Source organism: Ramlibacter sp. AN1015, from assembly GCF_037726105.1.
Taxonomy (GTDB): domain Bacteria; phylum Pseudomonadota; class Gammaproteobacteria; order Burkholderiales; family Burkholderiaceae_C; genus Ramlibacter.
Genome location: NZ_JBBJUM010000009.1, coordinates 155,044 through 171,168, shown reverse-complemented (window position 1 = coordinate 171,168; position 16,125 = coordinate 155,044). Strand labels below are relative to the sequence as shown.

General features: G+C 68.8%; 14 protein-coding genes and 1 tRNA gene. 6 read left to right on the top strand and 9 right to left on the bottom strand.

Features of this window, described 5'->3' with window-relative positions:
* Positions 1-113: 113 nt before the first annotated feature.
* The gene (locus tag WG922_RS15595) at positions 114-737 is read right to left on the bottom strand and encodes a 2-hydroxychromene-2-carboxylate isomerase (protein WP_340283653.1); all 624 of its coding nucleotides are present in this window, start codon (positions 735-737) and stop codon (positions 114-116) included.
* Between the two features lie 5 nt (positions 738-742).
* On the bottom strand, positions 743-1,450 hold the full coding sequence (locus WG922_RS15590) for a glutathione S-transferase N-terminal domain-containing protein (RefSeq protein WP_340283652.1): 708 nt from the start codon (positions 1,448-1,450) through the stop codon (positions 743-745).
* Positions 1,451-1,632: 182 nt separating this feature from the next.
* On the opposite strand from WG922_RS15590, the gene WG922_RS15585 reads away from it, so the two are divergent.
* Positions 1,633-2,574 carry a DMT family transporter gene (locus WG922_RS15585; protein WP_340283651.1) on the top strand — a complete coding sequence of 314 codons (942 nt, stop codon included), beginning with the start codon at positions 1,633-1,635 and terminating at the stop codon, positions 2,572-2,574.
* A gap of 510 nt (positions 2,575-3,084) precedes the next feature.
* Here WG922_RS15585 and WG922_RS15580 read toward each other — a convergent pair.
* From WG922_RS15580 to cysS, 6 genes are all read right to left on the bottom strand, one after another.
* Positions 3,085-3,177, bottom strand: a tRNA-Ser gene (locus tag WG922_RS15580).
* Between the two features lie 37 nt (positions 3,178-3,214).
* On the bottom strand, positions 3,215-4,483 hold the full coding sequence (locus WG922_RS15575; RefSeq protein WP_340283650.1) for an aspartate kinase: 1,269 nt from the start codon (positions 4,481-4,483) through the stop codon (positions 3,215-3,217).
* Between the two features lie 85 nt (positions 4,484-4,568).
* Complete coding sequence (gene tilS, locus WG922_RS15570; protein WP_340283649.1) at positions 4,569-5,594, bottom strand: tRNA lysidine(34) synthetase TilS; 1,026 nt, start codon at positions 5,592-5,594, stop codon at positions 4,569-4,571.
* Positions 5,557-6,534: an acetyl-CoA carboxylase carboxyltransferase subunit alpha gene (locus WG922_RS15565; protein ID WP_340283648.1), complete on the bottom strand. Its 978-nt coding sequence runs from the start codon at positions 6,532-6,534 to the stop codon at positions 5,557-5,559. The genes tilS and WG922_RS15565 overlap by 38 nt, the downstream gene beginning before the upstream one ends.
* 104 nt (positions 6,535-6,638) lie before the next feature.
* Positions 6,639-7,289: a DNA-3-methyladenine glycosylase family protein gene (locus tag WG922_RS15560; protein ID WP_340283647.1), complete on the bottom strand. Its 651-nt coding sequence runs from the start codon at positions 7,287-7,289 to the stop codon at positions 6,639-6,641.
* 145 nt (positions 7,290-7,434) lie between these two features.
* Entirely contained in the window at positions 7,435-8,814 is a 1,380-nt protein-coding gene (cysS, locus tag WG922_RS15555) for a cysteine--tRNA ligase (protein ID WP_340283646.1), read from the bottom strand.
* A gap of 216 nt (positions 8,815-9,030) precedes the next feature.
* On the opposite strand from cysS, the gene WG922_RS15550 reads away from it, so the two are divergent.
* From WG922_RS15550 to WG922_RS15530, 5 genes are all read left to right on the top strand, one after another.
* Positions 9,031-9,585, top strand: coding sequence for a tetratricopeptide repeat protein (locus WG922_RS15550; protein ID WP_340283645.1), 555 nt, complete (start codon positions 9,031-9,033; stop codon positions 9,583-9,585).
* A gap of 214 nt (positions 9,586-9,799) precedes the next feature.
* Positions 9,800-10,519 carry a peptidylprolyl isomerase gene (locus WG922_RS15545; protein ID WP_445322841.1) on the top strand — a complete coding sequence of 240 codons (720 nt, stop codon included), beginning with the start codon at positions 9,800-9,802 and terminating at the stop codon, positions 10,517-10,519.
* Positions 10,520-10,546: 27 nt separating this feature from the next.
* Entirely contained in the window at positions 10,547-11,053 is a 507-nt protein-coding gene (locus tag WG922_RS15540) for a peptidylprolyl isomerase (RefSeq protein ID WP_340283644.1), read from the top strand.
* A 6-nt stretch (positions 11,054-11,059) separates the two neighbouring features.
* Complete coding sequence (locus tag WG922_RS15535) at positions 11,060-11,839, top strand: UDP-2,3-diacylglucosamine diphosphatase (RefSeq protein WP_340283643.1); 780 nt, start codon at positions 11,060-11,062, stop codon at positions 11,837-11,839.
* A complete protein-coding gene (locus tag WG922_RS15530; protein ID WP_340283642.1) occupies positions 11,839-12,600 on the top strand; it encodes a M90 family metallopeptidase in 762 nt (253 codons plus the stop codon). Before WG922_RS15535 ends, WG922_RS15530 begins: the two co-directional genes overlap by 1 nt.
* 145 nt (positions 12,601-12,745) lie before the next feature.
* Here WG922_RS15530 and WG922_RS15525 read toward each other — a convergent pair whose 3' ends face one another.
* Entirely contained in the window at positions 12,746-16,033 is a 3,288-nt protein-coding gene (locus WG922_RS15525) for a DUF349 domain-containing protein (RefSeq protein WP_340283641.1), read from the bottom strand.
* Between the last annotated feature and the right edge of the window lie 92 nt (positions 16,034-16,125).

Sequence of the window (16,125 nt, the reverse complement as noted above, 5' to 3'; positions counted from 1 at the left end):
CAACGCGGGATATTCCGAACAGCGACATCTTGTTATCCGGACCCATCACTTTTTCTTTGATCCGTAGCGCGTGCCTGTGCGCAGGCCACTCCTCTGCCCGGTCGCCGGCAGGATCAACGGGCTGGCAGGCGCGCCTGCAGGCTGGCGCGCACCAGCGGCAGGTGGTCGTTGCCGAAAAACATGTCTTCGCCGGCCACGAACATCGTGGGCGATCCGAAGCCGCCGCGCGCGATCAGTTCGTCGGTGTTGGCGCGCAGGGCGGCCTTGACGGCAGGCTGGGCGATGGCGGACAGCAGCGCGTCGGCATCGACTCCGGACTGCGCGCAGATGCCGCGGATCACGTCGTCCTGCGATACGTCCTGGTCGTCGCGCCAGTACGCCTCGAAGGCAGCGCGCGCGAATCCGACGAGCTTTCCTTGCTGCTGCTGCGCGGCTGCCAGGCAGCCGCGCATGACCTTGACGCTGTTGACCGGGAACAGCGTCGGCGCAGGGTTGATCGCGATGCCGGCAAGGCGCGCCCAGTCCTGCATGCTTTTGGTCGAATAGGCCTGCTTCACCGGTACGGGATTGCTGCGCGTGGCGTAGACCGTGGGGTTCACCGCGTTGAACACGCCGCCCACCAGGATCGGCCGCCAGCGGATGGTGGCGCCGAGTTCGCGCGCCATCGGCTGGACGTTGTGGAACGCAAGGTAGGTCCAGGGGCTGGAACAGTCGAAGAAAAACTCGAGGTCGGCCATGGTGCTCACTCGATTGGTCCGGCGGCTTGCGTTCCGGCGAACAGGCTGCGCCGGGTCTCGTCGTCCATCGGCGCCGAGGGCTTGCGCAGCGACTTGCCGACCGCCAGCCCCACTTGCACCCCAGGGCGCTGCCGCACGTCGGCAAACCACCGCTTGAGGTCCGGCCATTCGTCCAGCGTGAGCTGCTGCGCCTTGTGCGTCATGATCCACGGGAAGGCAGCCATGTCGGCGATGGAGTAGTCGCCGGCGAGGTAGGCGCCGGTCTGCCCCAGTTGCCTGTCCATGACCTGGTACAGGCGGCGCACTTCGGCGCCATAGCGGTCGATGGCGTACGGGATCCGCTGCGGCGCGTAGAGCAGGAAATGGCCGTTCTGGCCGGCCATCGGACCCAGCCCGCCGACCTGCCAGTAGACCCACTGCAGCACCCGGTACTTGTGCGCGGTGTCCGTCGGCAGGAAACGCCCCGACTTCTCGGCCAGGTACTGCAGGATCGCGCCACTCTCGAAGATGCCGACCGCGCCACCGCCGCCTGCGGGGTCGTTGTCGATGATCGCCGGGATGCGGTTGTTCGGACTCACCGCGAGGAAGGCCGGCTCGAACTGCTCGCGGCGCGTGATATCGACCGGAACGAGCCGGTACGGCAGCCCGCACTCCTCCAGCATGATGGAGATCTTCCAGCCGTTGGGGGTGGGCCAGTAGTAGAGATCGAGCACGTGGTCTCCTCCAGACACGAAGCCCTGGGCACCTGAGACCCACTTCGCGTGCGGCGATTATGTTGGGGCCTGTCCGAGATCGGGCCATTCGCTTTGCGACTGTTCGCCCATGAAAAGATTTCACCTCGCGCGCTCGCCCGCAGCGCGTGCGGCGACGAGCGTCCCACTCGCACAATGCCGGCGTGACTGCCGTCATTCCCTCCAGCCTGCTGCCCGGCCTCGCAATCGCCGCCGCCGGCTCCGTCGCCTTCAGCGGCAAAGCCATCATCGCCAAGCTCGCCTACCGCCATGGCGTAGACGCCGTGACCCTGCTCATGCTGCGCATGGTCTTCGCGCTGCCGCTGTTCGTCGCCATGGCATGGTGGTCCAGCCGCGGGAAACCTCGGCTCACGGGACGCGAGTGGATGGGCGTGGCGGGACTGGGTTTTTCCGGCTATTACCTGGCCAGCTTTCTGGACTTCGCCGGCCTGGTCTACATCACGGCGTCGCTCGAGCGGCTGGTGCTCTATCTGACACCGACCCTGGTGCTGCTATTGGGCTGGGCGCTCCACAAGAAGCCGTTCCATCGCATGCAGGTAGCGGGCACCGCGATCAGCTATGCGGGCGTGGCGATGGTGTTCGGCCGTGAGTTGGGCGCCGTGGGCCCGGACACCATCCTGGGCTTCGCCCTGGTGTTCGCCAGCGCGGTGAGCTACGCGGTCTATCTGGTCTTCAGCGGGCAACTGGTGCAGACACTCGGCGCGATGCGGCTGGTCGGCCTGGCCACGTCCTTCGCCTGCCTGTGCTGCATCGCGCAGTACATGGTGCTGCGCCCCTGGGACGCCGCCTTCGCCCTCGCACCCGAGGTGATCTGGCTGTCGGTGTTGAACGCGACGCTGTGCACGGCCGTGCCGGTGCTGCTGGTGATGATGGCTATCGAGCGCATCGGCGCGCAGCTGTATGCACAAGTCAGCATGGTCGGCCCGCTGTCCACCATCGTCATGGGCACCCTCCTGCTCGACGAGCCGTTCACCGGCTGGATCGTCGCCGGTACGGTGCTGGTGTTGATCGGCATCTGGGTGTTCACGCAAGGGCCACGAGTGCCGGCGCCGGCGGCCTTAGTGGGGCAGCGCCGCCACCTCTAGCAGCGCTCATACTGCTGGCCGAAGCTTTGGCTCCGGCGTCGCTCAGTACTGCGAAGGCGGCTGGTCCACGGTCAGGGCATCGGCTCGGCCGTCAGCTGGATCTGGCGATCCAGCCGTGCTGCACGGCGTGAGCTGCGCGGCGGAGAACTGCCGCTGCTCCGCCTCCTCGGGCCTATCGGCTGAAGTACCCGCGTGCGAGTAGCGCTCCCCGGCGCACCAAGGCACGCGAACCGTTGCCGCGCCACCCCAACAGGTTTGTCTTGAGCGCCTTTGCGGCCAGCTGGCCAGGGCTTTGCGTGGTCGCGCTGCGGCGCAGCAGCGCCGTCCGTCACAAGATTGTTGATGCGCCACGCCAGCGCGAGCGCGGCCGGTGCAGGCAGAACCTGCAGCACGTGGCGCGGGCGAGGGGTTTGGTTGTTGTCGCGCCTCCCGGCGGAACCGTTCGGCTTGGTGCCGCCACAGCTGCCAAAGAGGCGCGAAAGGCGCGAAGTTTGCAAGCTGGGGGGTAACTGGCGGAAACGGAGGGATTCGAACCCTCGATGCGGCTCTACACCGCATACTCCCTTAGCAGGGGAGCACCTTCGGCCTCTCGGTCACGTTTCCTGTGCAGCCGCGATGATACCCGATGACGGGGGCGCGATCACTCTGCGGGAGCGTCCAGATCGAAGGCGCGGTGCAGTGCGCGCACGGCCAGTTCCATGTACTTCTCGTCGATGACGACGGAGGTCTTTATCTCGCTGGTCGAGATCATCTGGATGTTGATGCCCTCCTCCGACAGCGAGCGGAACATCTTGCTTGCGATGCCGACGTGGCTGCGCATGCCGATGCCCACGATGCTCACCTTGCAGATGCGCGTGTCGCCTTCGAGCCGGTCGGTGCCTAGCGTGGGCAGCACCTTGGTCTTGAGCAGGTCCACCGTGCGCGCATAGTCGTTGCGGTGCACGGTGAAGCTGAAGTCGGTTTTGCCGTCCTTGGAGATGTTCTGGATGATGACATCGACCTCGATGTTGGCGTCGGCCACCGCGCCCAGGATGTTGTAGGCGATGCCGGGGCGGTCGGGAACGCCCAGGATGGAAACCTTGGCTTCGTCGCGATTGAATGCAATGCCGGAAACGACAGCTTGTTCCATTTGTTCGTCTTCCTCAAAAGTGATCAGGGTTCCGGACTTCGCCTCTTCCTCGATCGGAATGTCCCACGGGGTGAAGCTGGACAGCACACGCAGCGGGACCTTGTACTTGCCCGCGAACTCCACCGAGCGGATCTGCAGCACCTTGGATCCCATCGAGGCCATCTCCAGCATTTCCTCGAAGCTCACCGACGACAGGCGCCGCGCCTCGGGCACGACACGCGGATCGGTGGTGTAGACGCCGTCCACGTCGGTGTAGATCAGGCACTCCGCCGCCTTCATCGCAGCGGCCACGGCCACGGCCGAGGTATCGCTTCCGCCGCGGCCGAGGGTGGTGATGTTCCCGCGCTCATCGACACCCTGGAACCCGGTAATGACCACGACCTTGCCTGCGGCGAGGTCGGCGCGGACCTTCTTGTCGTCGATCGACTCGATGCGTGCCTTGGTGTAGGCGCTGTTGGTGCGGATGGGCACCTGCCAGCCGGCGTAGCTCACGGCCTCCAGACCCTCGGCCTGCAGCGCGATGGACAGCAGGCCGACCGACACCTGCTCGCCGGTGGAGGCCAGCATGTCGAGCTCGCGGTTGAGGGCGTCCGACGAGCGTTCGGGAGCCAGTTCCTTCGCGAGGCCCAGCAGACGGTTGGTCTCGCCGCTCATGGCGCTGGGGACGACGACCATCTGGTGGCCGGCCCGCGCCCATTTGGCCACGCGCTTGGCGACGTTGCGGATGCGCTCGGTCGAGCCCATCGACGTGCCGCCGTATTTGTGAACGATCAATGCCATGGAAAAAGGAGTGTGGATGGCGCGGGCAGCCGTCCGTCGGAGGCGACTGCGGCAAGGACGGGCGTCCTGCGCAAAAACCGCGAAATTATAGCGTCGGGGTATAGGTCAGCCGCCCGCCCTCGCGCTGCACGAAGCCGGCCGCAACGCGCAGGCGCAAGCCGTGGCTCCGCGTACGGCAGGACGCGACCTGGTCGAGCAATTCGTCGAGCTGGGCGGCGCTCGGAGCGACGGCATGGCTGCTGCGCAGCCAGTGGCGCAGCAGGTTGGACTGCCGCGCACGCGGCAGCGCCTGCAGCGCCGCGATGTCGGGAGCCCCGCCCATGGCGGCGAGGTCTTGCGCACCGAGCGCCTGCAGCAGCTCCTTGGCCTCGGCCGCGTGCCGCGCCGAGCGCGCGAAGGTCTCGCGCATCTGCGGGAAGGCAGCCTCGAGGGCCGGCACCAGCAAGCGGCGGATGCGGTTGCGGGTGAGCCCGACGTCGGCATTGCTCGGGTCCTCCACCCACTCGATCCCCGCTTCGGCAAGGTACGTGCGCAGCAGGGCGCCGGGCAACTGCAGCAGCGGCCGCTCGAACTGCACGCCTTCGCGCTCGAAACGGGCCGGCATCGAAGCCAGCCCCGGCACTCCGGCGCCACGGCTGAGGGCCAGCAGCAGGGTCTCGATCTGGTCGTCTGCATGCTGGGCCACCAGGACGGTGGCGAGGCCGTTCGTCCGCGCCAGGGCGGCGAGCGCGGCATAGCGCGCGCGCCGGGCCGCGTCTTCGGGGCTGTCGCCGCTGCGGTGGCGGGCATTGACATGCAGGACGTGCAAGGGCACTGCGAGTTCCGCGCAGCTGCGCCGGCAATGTGCCTCGAACGCATCGGCGGCGGCCTGCAAGCCATGGTGCACGTGCAGTGCGTGCACCTGCCCACCCCAGCGGGCGTGGGCAGCGCGCAGCAAAGCCGTGGAATCGGCGCCGCCGCTGTAGGCGACGCCTAGGGGCAGCGCGGGTTGCAGCGCAGCGAGCGCACGGACGATCGTGTCTCGCGCGGACTCGTTCGCGGCGGGTGGCGAAGTGTCCCGCCCGAGCGGACCTTCAGCGGGTGTCGGCCTTGGTGTCGCTGAAGCGGCCATAGCTTTGCAGCCGCTCGTAGCGCCTGTCCACCAGCTCGCGCGGCTTGAGGTCGTTCAGCTGGCGCCACGCATCGCTGAGCGCGCGCTTGAGAAAGGCCGCCATCTGGCGGTGATCGCGGTGCGCGCCGCCGACGGGCTCATGCACGATCTTGTCGATCAGGCCGAGCGCCTTGAGCCGGTGCGCGGTGATGCCCATCGCGTCCGCGGCGTCCTGGGCCTTGTCGGAGGTCTTCCAGAGGATGGAGGCACAGCCCTCGGGGCTGATGACGGAATACACCGAATACTGCAGCATCAGCACCTGGTCGGCCACCGCGATCGCCAGCGCACCGCCGGAGCCGCCCTCGCCGATGATGGTGGAGATGATCGGCACCTCGAGCTGCGCCATCTCGAAGATGTTGCGCCCGATGGCCTCGGACTGTCCGCGCTCCTCAGCGTCGATGCCGGGATAGGCGCCGGGGGTGTCCACGAAAGTGAAGACCGGCAGCTTGAACTTCTCGGCTGTCTTCATGAGCCGCAATGCCTTGCGGTAGCCCTCGGGGCGGCTCATGCCGAAGTTGCGGGTGGCGCGCTCGCGCGTGTCCCGCCCCTTCTGGTGGCCCAGGACCATGCAGGCCTGGCCGTTGAAGCGGGCCAGCCCGCCGACGATGGACTGGTCGTCGGCGAAGTGCCGGTCGCCGTGCATCTCGATGAAGTCGGTGAAGATTTCGTTGACGTAGTCGAGCGTGTAGGGACGCTCGGGGTGGCGCGCGATCTTGGTGATCTGCCAGGGCGTGAGGTCGCTGTAGATGTCCTTGGTGAGCTGCTGGCTCTTCTTGGAGAGCTGGTCGATCTCGTCGGAGATATCGACGGCCGATTCGGTCTGCACGTAGCGCAGTTCCTCGATCTTGCCTTCGAGCTCGGCGATAGGCTGCTCGAAGTCGAGAAAAGTCTTCTTGGCCAAGGTGGCGATCCTTTTTCTAGGGCTGGATGCGAGAGGCTGCAGGCCAGGGAACCAGCCGGGGTATCCCTCCTCCATCTCGGACCTCTGGCGTCCAGCCTCCGTGCTTAATACTCTACCGGCAGCGGGTCGAGCGACCGCCAAATATACCAAGTGGCCACGCTGCAAAAAGGGGCCCATGCGGCGGCCACCTCGCGCGCGTCGCTGCGGCTCACGGACTCGCCCGAAAAGTAGTTCTTGCTGATGCCGTTGATGAGCCCGATGTCGTCCAGCGGCAGGACGTTGGGCCGCATCAGGTGGAAGATCAGGAACATCTCGGCGGTCCAGCGCCCGATGCCGCGGATGTCGATCAGCTCGGCAATGATGGCGTCGTCTTCCATGCCTTCCCAGGCGGCGGCGTCGATCGCTCCCGAGTCGAAGTGAAGCGCAAGATCGACCAGGTATTCGATCTTGCGCGCAGACAGCCCCGCCGCGCGCATGTCGTCTACCTTCAGCCGCAGCACGTTGGCCGGCGTCATCTTGCGCGGAAGCGCCGCGAAGCGGTCCCACACGCTCTGGGCCGCCTTGACCGAAATCTGCTGGCCCACGATGCTGCGCGCGAGCGTGGTGAAAGCGTCGCCGCGCGAGCGCAGGCAGGCATCGCCGAACTGCGGAATGAGCCGGTTCATCACGCGGTCCTTGCGCGCGAGGTGGTCGCAGGCTTCACGCCAATAGTGCGGCTGCACCGGCTCGACGGGGCTGCCCAGGGCGTCGGTCATGCAGGGCACTCCCCGCCTCGCAAGGCGGCGCCGACTGGCTCGAACGCGGCCCGCCGCTGCGCACGGGCCGAGCGCTTGCCCCGCACTGCGGGGCCACGCGTCGGGAGAGCGGACCCGAGCCGCCGGCGGATCGCCGCTGACATCCTCATGTCGTCGCCTCCCAGGTGGTACCCGCGGCGGAATCCTTGAGCACGATGCCTTTGGCCAGCAGGTCGGCGCGGATGCGGTCGGCCTGCGCGAAATCGCGGGCCTGCTTGGCGGCCGCACGCTGCGCGATGAGCTCCGAGATCGTGGCCTCGTCAAGCGCGGCGCCACTGCGCAGGAAGGCGCGCGGCTCGGCCTGCAGCAGTCCGAGGCAGCCGCCGAGCGACTTGAGCAGGCCGGCCAGCTGCGGCGACTTGCCACGGTTCACTTCGCTGGCCAGCTCGAACAGCACGGCCACCGCCTCGGGTGTCGCGAAGTCGCTGTCCATGGCCGCCTTGAAGCGGGCGGCATGCGGCTGCTGCCAGTCGATGCCGGACAGCGGCTGCGCCGGTACCGCATCGAGCGCGGTGTACAGACGCCGCAGCGCGCCGCGCGCATCCTCGAGGTGCTGGTCGCTGTAGTTCAAGGGGCTGCGGTAGTGCGCGCGCACGATGAAGAAACGCAGCGTCTCGGCGTCGAACTTCTGCAGCACGTCGCGGATGGTGAAGAAGTTGCCCAGCGACTTGGACATCTTCTCGTTATCGATGTTGACGAAGCCGTTGTGCATCCAGAAGCGGGCCAGGGGCTGGCCATGCGCGCCCTCGCTCTGGGCGATCTCGTTCTCGTGGTGCGGAAAGATCAGGTCCGCGCCCCCCGCGTGGATGTCGAAGGTCTCGCCCAGCAAGGCGCAGGACATGGCCGAGCACTCGATGTGCCAGCCGGGGCGACCGCGGCCGTAGGGGCCGTCCCACTGCGCGTCGGCAGGTTCGGTCGGCTTGGCCGACTTCCACAGCACGAAGTCGAGCGGGTCTTCCTTGCCCTCGAGTACGGCCACGCGCTCTCCGGCATGCAGCTCGTCGATCGACTTGCCCGAGAGCTTGCCGTAGCCGGGAAACCGTCGCACGGCGAAGTTGACGTCGCCGCCTTCGGCGCGGTAGGCCAGGCCGTTGTTTTCGAGCGCACGCACGATGTCCAGCATCTGCGGCACGTAGTCGGTGGCGCGCGGCTCATGGCTTGGCCGCTCGATGCCCAGCGCGTCGAAGTCGCGGTGCATCTCGGCAATCATGCGGTCGGTGAGCGCGCGCACGGGCTCGTTGTTCTCGACCGCGCGTCGGATGATCTTGTCGTCGATGTCGGTGATGTTGCGCACATAGCTCACGCGCCATCCCCTGGCGCGCAGCCAGCGCTGCACCACGTCGAACGCCACATTGGCGCGGGCGTGGCCGACGTGGCAGAGGTCGTAGACCGTGATGCCGCACAGATACATGCGCACGTGCCCCGGCTCGAGCGGAGCGAACTCCTCCAGCGCCCGCGAGAGCGTGTTGTGGATGCGCAGACTCATGGATGCTCACGACCGGCGCGCGCGGCGCCGGACAAACCTTGTTCTTCGGGATTCAGGGGACGGGCCGCTGGCCTGCGCAAGGGGGCGCGCGCAGGGGGCCGTGGCTACAATGCGCCGCAGTATATAACCGCCTCGCGGGCCCCGGCCGGGGTCTGTCACGTCCCCATGCCGAATGGCTCCGCCTCGTTCTCTGGCGTCCTGCATCGCGCCCTCGCGATGCGCGCTGCGCTCTGCCTCGCCGCCTTCCTGGCCGCAGGCGTGGCCGCCGCGCAGGCACCGACCCAAGATTACGCCGTGGTCCAGCAGCTGATGCGCGACGGACGCGCCGCGCAGGCACTGGCGCATGCGCAGCAATACCTTGAGGCCAATCCGCGCGATCCGCAGATGCGCTTTCTGCGCGGTGTCGTCCTCGCGGAAACCGGACGCACAGCCGAAGCGATCGAGGCGTACACACGCCTGACGCAGGACTACCCCGAGCTGCCTGAGCCCTACAACAACCTCGCCGTGCTGTTCGCAGCCCAGGACGAGCTCGACAAGGCACGCACGGCGCTCGAGATGGCGCTGCGCGCGAATCCCCAGTACGCCGCCGCGCACGCGAACCTCGGCGACATCCACCTGCGGCTCGCGGTGCGCTCGTACCAGCGCGCAGCGCAGCTCGAGCCGTCCAATGCGGCGCTGCCGTCGAGGCTGGCCGCGGTGCGGGCGCTCGTTGGCGCAGCGCCACCGCCCGTCCAGCGCGAGGGCCGGGCAGCGCCGCCGTCCAGTCCCTGAGCCGGGACGCGGCGTACGCGCCCGCCTCCGACGCCGGAGGGCGCTTGCCCGGTGGTAACCTCCCGCGAAATCTCCCGCCGACTCCTCCCGCAGGCCGCCGGGCAGCGGAGTTGCCGGCTACGCCCCGCGCCGCAAGCCGCACGTGAAAACAACAAGGAGTGAACGCATGAACCAACCGGCATTCTGGATGCGACGCCGTTCGGCCATCATCGCCATGTCCCACGCCCTCGCGGGCGCCGCCACGCTGATCGCGCCCATCGGTGCTATGGCCCAGCAAGCTGCCAGCACGAGCGCGCCGACGAGCGAGGCCAAGCCGGAAGCCGTCGCCGGACAGGCGCCACGCGTGCGCCTGTCCACCACGTCCGGCAACATCGTGATCGAGCTGTACCCGGACAAGGCGCCCCGCACTGTCGAGAACTTCCTGCAGTACGTACGCGACAAGCACTACGACGGAACCATCTTCCACCGAGTCATCAACGATTTCATGGTGCAGGGCGGCGGCTACGACACCCGCTACGTCGAGAAGCCCACGCGCGAGCCGGTGCCCCACGAAGGGCAGCAGGCGCTCGCCAAAGGAGGCCCGCGCAACGTGGTGGGCACCGTCGCAATGGCTCGCACCAGCGACCCCAATTCGGCCTCGGCGCAGTTCTTCATCAACACGCGCGACAACCCCTTCCTCGACCCGACCGTCATTCCGCCGGGCGACCCCGTGCCAAAGTTCGAGTACCAGGGGCGCGTGTACCAGAACGTGCCGCGCGCCACGCTCGAGCGCTCGCCGCAGCTGTACGGCTACACCGTCTTCGGCAAGGTGGTCGAGGGCATGGACGTGGTGCGCAAGATCGAATCCTCACCGACCGGTGCGGCCGGCCCCTTCCCCACCGACGTGCCGAAGAAGCCGGTGGTGATCCGGGCGGCCACCATTCTCAAACCCTGAACCAGCACACAGCGAAGGACCCCTGCCATGCCCCAGAACCGCGTCGAACTCCATATCGTCGATTACGGCGTGATCACCATCGAACTCGATGCAGACAAGGCGCCCAAGAGCGTCGCGAACTTCCTCGATTACGTGAAGAAGGGCCACTTCGACGGCACCATCTTCCACCGCGTCATTCCCGGCTTCATGATCCAGGGCGGCGGCTTCGAAGCGGGCATGAAGCAAAAGCCCACCGCCGCGCCGGTCGAGAACGAGGCCAACAACGGCCTGAAGAACGACAAGTACACGGTTGCCATGGCGCGTACGCAAGAGCCGCACTCGGCCACCGCGCAGTTCTTCATCAACATCGCCGACAACGCCTTCCTCAACCACACCGCCCCGAGCCGACAGGGCTGGGGCTATGCCGTGTTCGGCAAGGTGGTCGAAGGCACCGACGTGGTCGATCGCATCGCGGCGGCCAAGACCACCCGCAGCGGCTTCCACGACGACGTTCCCACCGACGACATCCTGATCCAGAAGGCTGTCGTCGTCTGAGTGGCCGTGCACGACGGCACCGCGCCCGCATCGTTCCCGGTCCTGGAGGCGGGCAGCGGCTGGGGCGCGGTCGATTTCCTGTCCGACCTGCACCTGCAGGCCGGCGCCGCCGCTACGTTCGATGCGTGGCGCCACTGGATGCGCACCACGCCGGCCGATGCGGTGTTCGTGCTGGGCGATCTGTTCGAAGCCTGGGTCGGAGACGACGCGGCGGTCCAGCCCGGCTTTGCGGCCGAGTGCGCGCAGGTGCTGCGCGAGGCGGCCGAGCGGCGCCCCCTGTATTTCATGGCCGGCAACCGCGACTTTCTCGTGGGCGACGCGCTGGCTGCGGCATGCGGCTTCTCGCGCCTGCCCGACCCGGTCGTGCTGGTCTTCGCCGGCGCACGCTGGCTGCTGTCGCACGGCGACCTGCTGTGCCTGTCGGACACCGCCTATCAACGCTATCGCGCCCAGGTGCATGCCCCGGACTGGATCGCGCAATTTCTGCGCAAGCCGCTCGCACAGCGTGAGGCGGTGGCGCACCAGATGCGCGCCGACAGCCAGACGCACCAGCGCGCGCTGCCCGGCTACGCAGACGTGGACGACGGTGCAGTTCGCCATTGGCTGCGCGCTGCGAATGCCACCACCCTGATCCACGGCCACACGCACCGTGCCGCCGACCACACCCTCGGCGAGGGGTTGAGCCGGATTGTGCTGAGCGACTGGGATCTCGATGCGGCGCCTCCGCGCGCACAGGTGCTGCGGCTGGAACGCAACGGGTCGCTGCGCCGAATCGACGTCGCCTGATGTTCGGCCTGCTGCGCACGTGGCGCCGTCCGCCACCCATTCCCGATGACCTCTGGCGGGGGGTGCTGCGCAGCTATCCCTTCCTCGCGGCGCGCTCCGAAGACGAGCGCGCACGCCTGCGCGAGCTCAGCGCCCGCTTTTTGAGGGACAAGCAGTTCCATGGAGCGCGCGGACTGGAGATCACCGACGCGATGGCAGTATCGATCGCAGCGCAGGCAGTACTGCCGGTGCTGCACCTGGGCTTGTCCTGGTACGACGACTTCGTGACCGTCGTCGTCCACGCGGGCGAAGTGCTGGCGCGCCGCACCGCCACCGATGCGGCGGGGGTGGTGCACCAGTACGCCGAAGTGCTAGCCGGCGAAGCCATGGACGGGGGGCCGGTGATGCTGAGCTGGTCGGAAGTGCAGGCGGGAGGTGCGCGTGTGGCCGAGGGATACAACCTGGTGATCCACGAATTCGCGCACAAGCTCGACATGCGCGACGGCGTGGCCGATGGCTGCCCACCTCTGCCATCGCGCCGCGGCCGGGCAGAGTGGACCGCCCGGATGCAGCAGGCCTACGAGGGCTTTCGGGAACAGGTGATCCTCGCGGAGCGCTTCGGCGCCGAGGCGCCGTGGCTCAACGCCTACGGCGCCACCGACATCGGCGAGTTCTTCGCCGTGGCCTGCGAGGCCTATTTCGTCAACCGCGTGCGCTTCGAGCACGAGTTCCCCGGCCTCATGCCGCTGCTGGACGGCTTCTTCGTTCCGCCCGGGCGGTGAGGAGCCCCGCCGGGCAAGTGGCCGGCCCAGGCGGCGCTCGGGTAATGGCGCAGCGAGGGCGCGCCGTCGCGAGGCTCCAAGAGGCGTGCCGTGCCGGGCCGCACGGGCTGTGCCGGCCCGCGCGGCGCTCAGGCGCTCACGCCGCTCAAGCGCGCAGCAGCACCTTGAGCACGTTCTGCAGACGTCGCGCCGCCTGCGGCTGGTGCGCAGTGCCAAACACCTGCGCCACGTCCTGCCCCCAGGTCTGTGCCGGAGACGGTTCGTTGCGGCGGGTAAGGAGCTGCAGCTGCAGCATGCGCCGCGCGTCGAGGTGTTCCGCGGGGCTGGGCACTTCGGCTGCGATCTCCAGGCGCAGCAGCACCTGTGCGGCATCGCCGGACGGCGCCTGACCCAGCGCCTGCACCCAGCTGCCGCGCACGGCCGGCGACACCGCCTTGCCCAGCTCACCCACGCTCGGCACCTGCTCCGGCTGGCGCTGCTCCCAGGCTGCCAGCAGGTGCCCGAGGGCTTCGCCATGGGCCTGCGCGGCGAGCTTGCGCAAGGTCTGCTGTGCGTGATCGAGCGCCTCGCGCTGCGCGCGGAAGGCGACGTCCCCGAGCCGCGGCCCGCGGTCTTCGCCATCGCGGTCGCCGCCCCGGTCACCGCCGAACCGGCCGCCACGTCCGGCGTCGCGGCCGGCGCCAGGGCCCGCACGGTCGCCGAAGCGTCCGCCGGGCGCACCGGGCTTGCGATCGCCGAAGCGGCCGCCACGCCCCGGCACCTGCGGCTCGTCCTTCTTCATGCCGGGCCGATCGTCGCCGCGGCGGGCAACCACCAGCGGCTTGGGCGCCGGCTTGGGAGGCGCTGCGGGCGGCTCCGCGGCGGCGCCGCCCTCGGCCGCGTCGCCACCGTCGCTGCCCTCGCCCTGCGCAGCTTGCACGCCGGCGTCGCCAGCCGCAGCCGCCTGCGCAGGAGCACTGCTGCCCGTTTGCTGCGCGTCGGTGGCCTGCTGCACTTCGGCGCGCGCCTGGGCCTGCCCCTTCAGCGCGGCGTCGAGCGCGGACATCGCCGCGCGGATCTTCTGTGCGTCGCCGGTGGCGTTTGCCGCCTCCAGCGCCTTGGAGGCTTCCAGAACGACGCGGTCACGCTCGCTCAGCGAGGCGGTAAGGCGCTCGCGCTCTTCGCTCTTGCGGTTGAAGGCATCGTCGATGGGTTTGCGGAACGCGTCCCAGAGCTTTTGCTCCTGCTTGCGCTCGATCGGCACGGATTGCGCCTCCGCCTGCCAGCGCTGCTGCAGCGCCTTCACCGCGTCGATGCGCAGGGTCGGCTGTGCGCCCAGCGCGCGGGCCTCCTCGATCATGGCGTGGCGGCGCTCCAGGCTGTGCCTTTGCACCTGCGCGAGCGGCGCCTCGGCCGCCCCGATCGCGTCCTTCCACTGCGGCTGCAATTCCGCGAAGGCACGTTCGCTGAGGTGACCGGCATCGCGCCAGCGATTTTCGAACTGGTGGATGGCACGGCTGAACGCCTTCCAGTCGGTGTCGGTTCCGCCGGGATGCGCCGCGGCCCAGGCGCGGACCTCTTCCACCAGCGCCAGTCGCCGGCTGCGGTGCTCGGCCGCCTCGGACTTGACCTTCTCCAGCCAGGCTTCGACCACCTTGTAGGCTTCGTTGCAGGCTTCGTCGAAGCGCTTCCACAGCGCGTGATTGGGTGCGCCGCCCTGGTCCAGCTGCTTCCACTGTTCACGCAGGCTGCGCAGTTGCTCCTGCATCTTGCGTCCGCCGAAGCGCGGGCGGCGCTGGAGCGGTACGGAGGCGGATGCCGCGGGTGCAGGTGCGGTCGCCGAAACACCGTCCGGCGCGGATGGTCTCTCAGCGGCCGCGTCAATCGCGCTGCCATCGGCGGCGCTGGTGCCGCTCGCAGCATCGACGCTGTCCGCCTTGCGGGCCCAGCCTGTGCTGTTTTCGCCGTCGGTGTCGCCTGCGGGGCCCGCTGCGCTTGCCGGCTTGGTCGCGTCGGAGGTGCTTTCGGTGTCGGTGTCGGACGTGCTTGCGGCGCTCGAAACGTCCGCGGTGTTCGCGGTGCCGGCCTCTGCGGACACAGCGGCGACCTCAGCGTCGGTGCCGCCCGCAGGGGCAGTCCCATCGAATTCGGCGGCGGGTGCCGAGCCATGGGCGGACGGGGTGCCATCGGCGGCATTCGGGGACGCCGTGGCATCCGCCTGGGCCGAAGCGGCAAAGCTGCCGGCCTCGGATGCGTCGATGGTTTCGGCGCCGCTGCCGGCCTCGGCGGCCCTGTTGGCCCGGGCGCCCTTGGCGGGCCGGCCCCCTCTGACTACGCCGGCCGCGGAACGCGCCGCCGGCGGGTTGGCCGGTACCAGCTCGAACAGGTTCTCGGCCTTTGCGACGAGTTCGTGCCGCAGCTGGTCGGTGCGCCAGCGCTGCCAGCCCTCCAGCTCGCCGGCGGCGGCGAGCGCCGCATGCGCCTGGCTTTCCAGCTTGTCGTCCACCAGCTTGCCGTGCTCCTTGAGCGCGTTGCGCAACGCCGCCGCCGCGCCGGCACTGGCCTTGCCGTGCCCCTGTCCGACCTCCTGCTCCAGGCGTGCGAGCGCTGCCGCCACGGCTTCGTTCGCCTGCGCGCGCACCTGGGGATCGACTTTTGCCTTGGCGGCCTTCGCCGGCGGCGCCTCGGGCGGCACGCCCCGGAGCGCACGAATCTCGTCGGCCCACACCGGCACCGGCGGCAACGCAGCCAATGGATCGGCATGCGCCGCTGCCACTTGCGCCAGCGCACTGCGGAACGCATCCCACACCGCCTGAAGCTGGCTGCGCGACGCGTCGAGCAGTGGGGGGAACCGGGCATCGACGCTGGACCAGCCGGCGTCCTGCACCAGCGCGTCTGCCTGCACCTGCCACTCGGGCACGTCGGCGCGCAAGGCCTCTGCGGCGGCTTCGGCATCGCGCCAGGGCTTGGTGGACAGCACCTCGATGCGCTGCGCCAACAGCACGGCCGCCTCACGCTGCACCTGCACGCGGTGCTGCAGATCTTCGATCGCGCGGATCCGTTCGGTGAGTTGCGCCTTGAGCGCGGCAAGAGGTTCGCGGCTGAGCGGTGCGCCAGCCTTGGCCGCGTCGCGCTGCCAGGCCATCGCGTCCGCGATGTTCAGCTTGCCCTGCGACAGCAGGGCCTCGGCCTTGGCCGCCCACTCGGCCGCGATGGCCTCCTGGCCGCGGCTGCGCTTGATTTCGTCCAGCCGTTCGCGCAGCAAGCGGGCAGCGCCCTTGTCCCGCCCACTGAGTTCGCGGAACACCTCCTGCATCAGCTCGGCCGAGGGATCGGACGCCAGCCATTCGCGGACCCGCGCGGCCCGCTCGCCCGAGGTGGACGCGGAGAAAGCCCCGCCGGTGAGCGCGTCCAGCGCCTGGGTGTCGTGGGTTTTGAGGGTGGCTTGGTTCACTGGCTTGTCATCTCCGCGCTGCGCGGCTGTGTGGAAAGGCAAACCGCTATTCTCACCGCGAATCACGGAGGGTCCATGCCGGCGGTCGGGAC

What these genes read in the sequence shown, in the direction of transcription:
- WG922_RS15595 (WP_340283653.1), bottom strand. Translation starts at nt 737, where the DNA reads ATGGCCGACCTCGAGTTTTTCTTCGACTGTTCCAGCCCCTGGACCTAC.
- WG922_RS15575 (WP_340283650.1), bottom strand. Translation starts at nt 4,483, where the DNA reads ATGGCATTGATCGTTCACAAATACGGCGGCACGTCGATGGGCTCGACC.
- tilS (WP_340283649.1), bottom strand. Translation starts at nt 5,594, where the DNA reads ATGGCCGCTTCAGCGACACCAAGGCCGACACCCGCTGAAGGTCCGCTC.
- WG922_RS15560 (WP_340283647.1), bottom strand. Translation starts at nt 7,289, where the DNA reads ATGACCGACGCCCTGGGCAGCCCCGTCGAGCCGGTGCAGCCGCACTAT.
- cysS (WP_340283646.1), bottom strand. Translation starts at nt 8,814, where the DNA reads ATGAGTCTGCGCATCCACAACACGCTCTCGCGGGCGCTGGAGGAGTTC.
- WG922_RS15550 (WP_340283645.1), top strand. Translation starts at nt 9,031, where the DNA reads ATGCGCGCTGCGCTCTGCCTCGCCGCCTTCCTGGCCGCAGGCGTGGCC.
- WG922_RS15545 (WP_445322841.1), top strand. Translation starts at nt 9,800, where the DNA reads ATGTCCCACGCCCTCGCGGGCGCCGCCACGCTGATCGCGCCCATCGGT.
- WG922_RS15540 (WP_340283644.1), top strand. Translation starts at nt 10,547, where the DNA reads ATGCCCCAGAACCGCGTCGAACTCCATATCGTCGATTACGGCGTGATC.
- WG922_RS15530 (WP_340283642.1), top strand. Translation starts at nt 11,839, where the DNA reads ATGTTCGGCCTGCTGCGCACGTGGCGCCGTCCGCCACCCATTCCCGAT.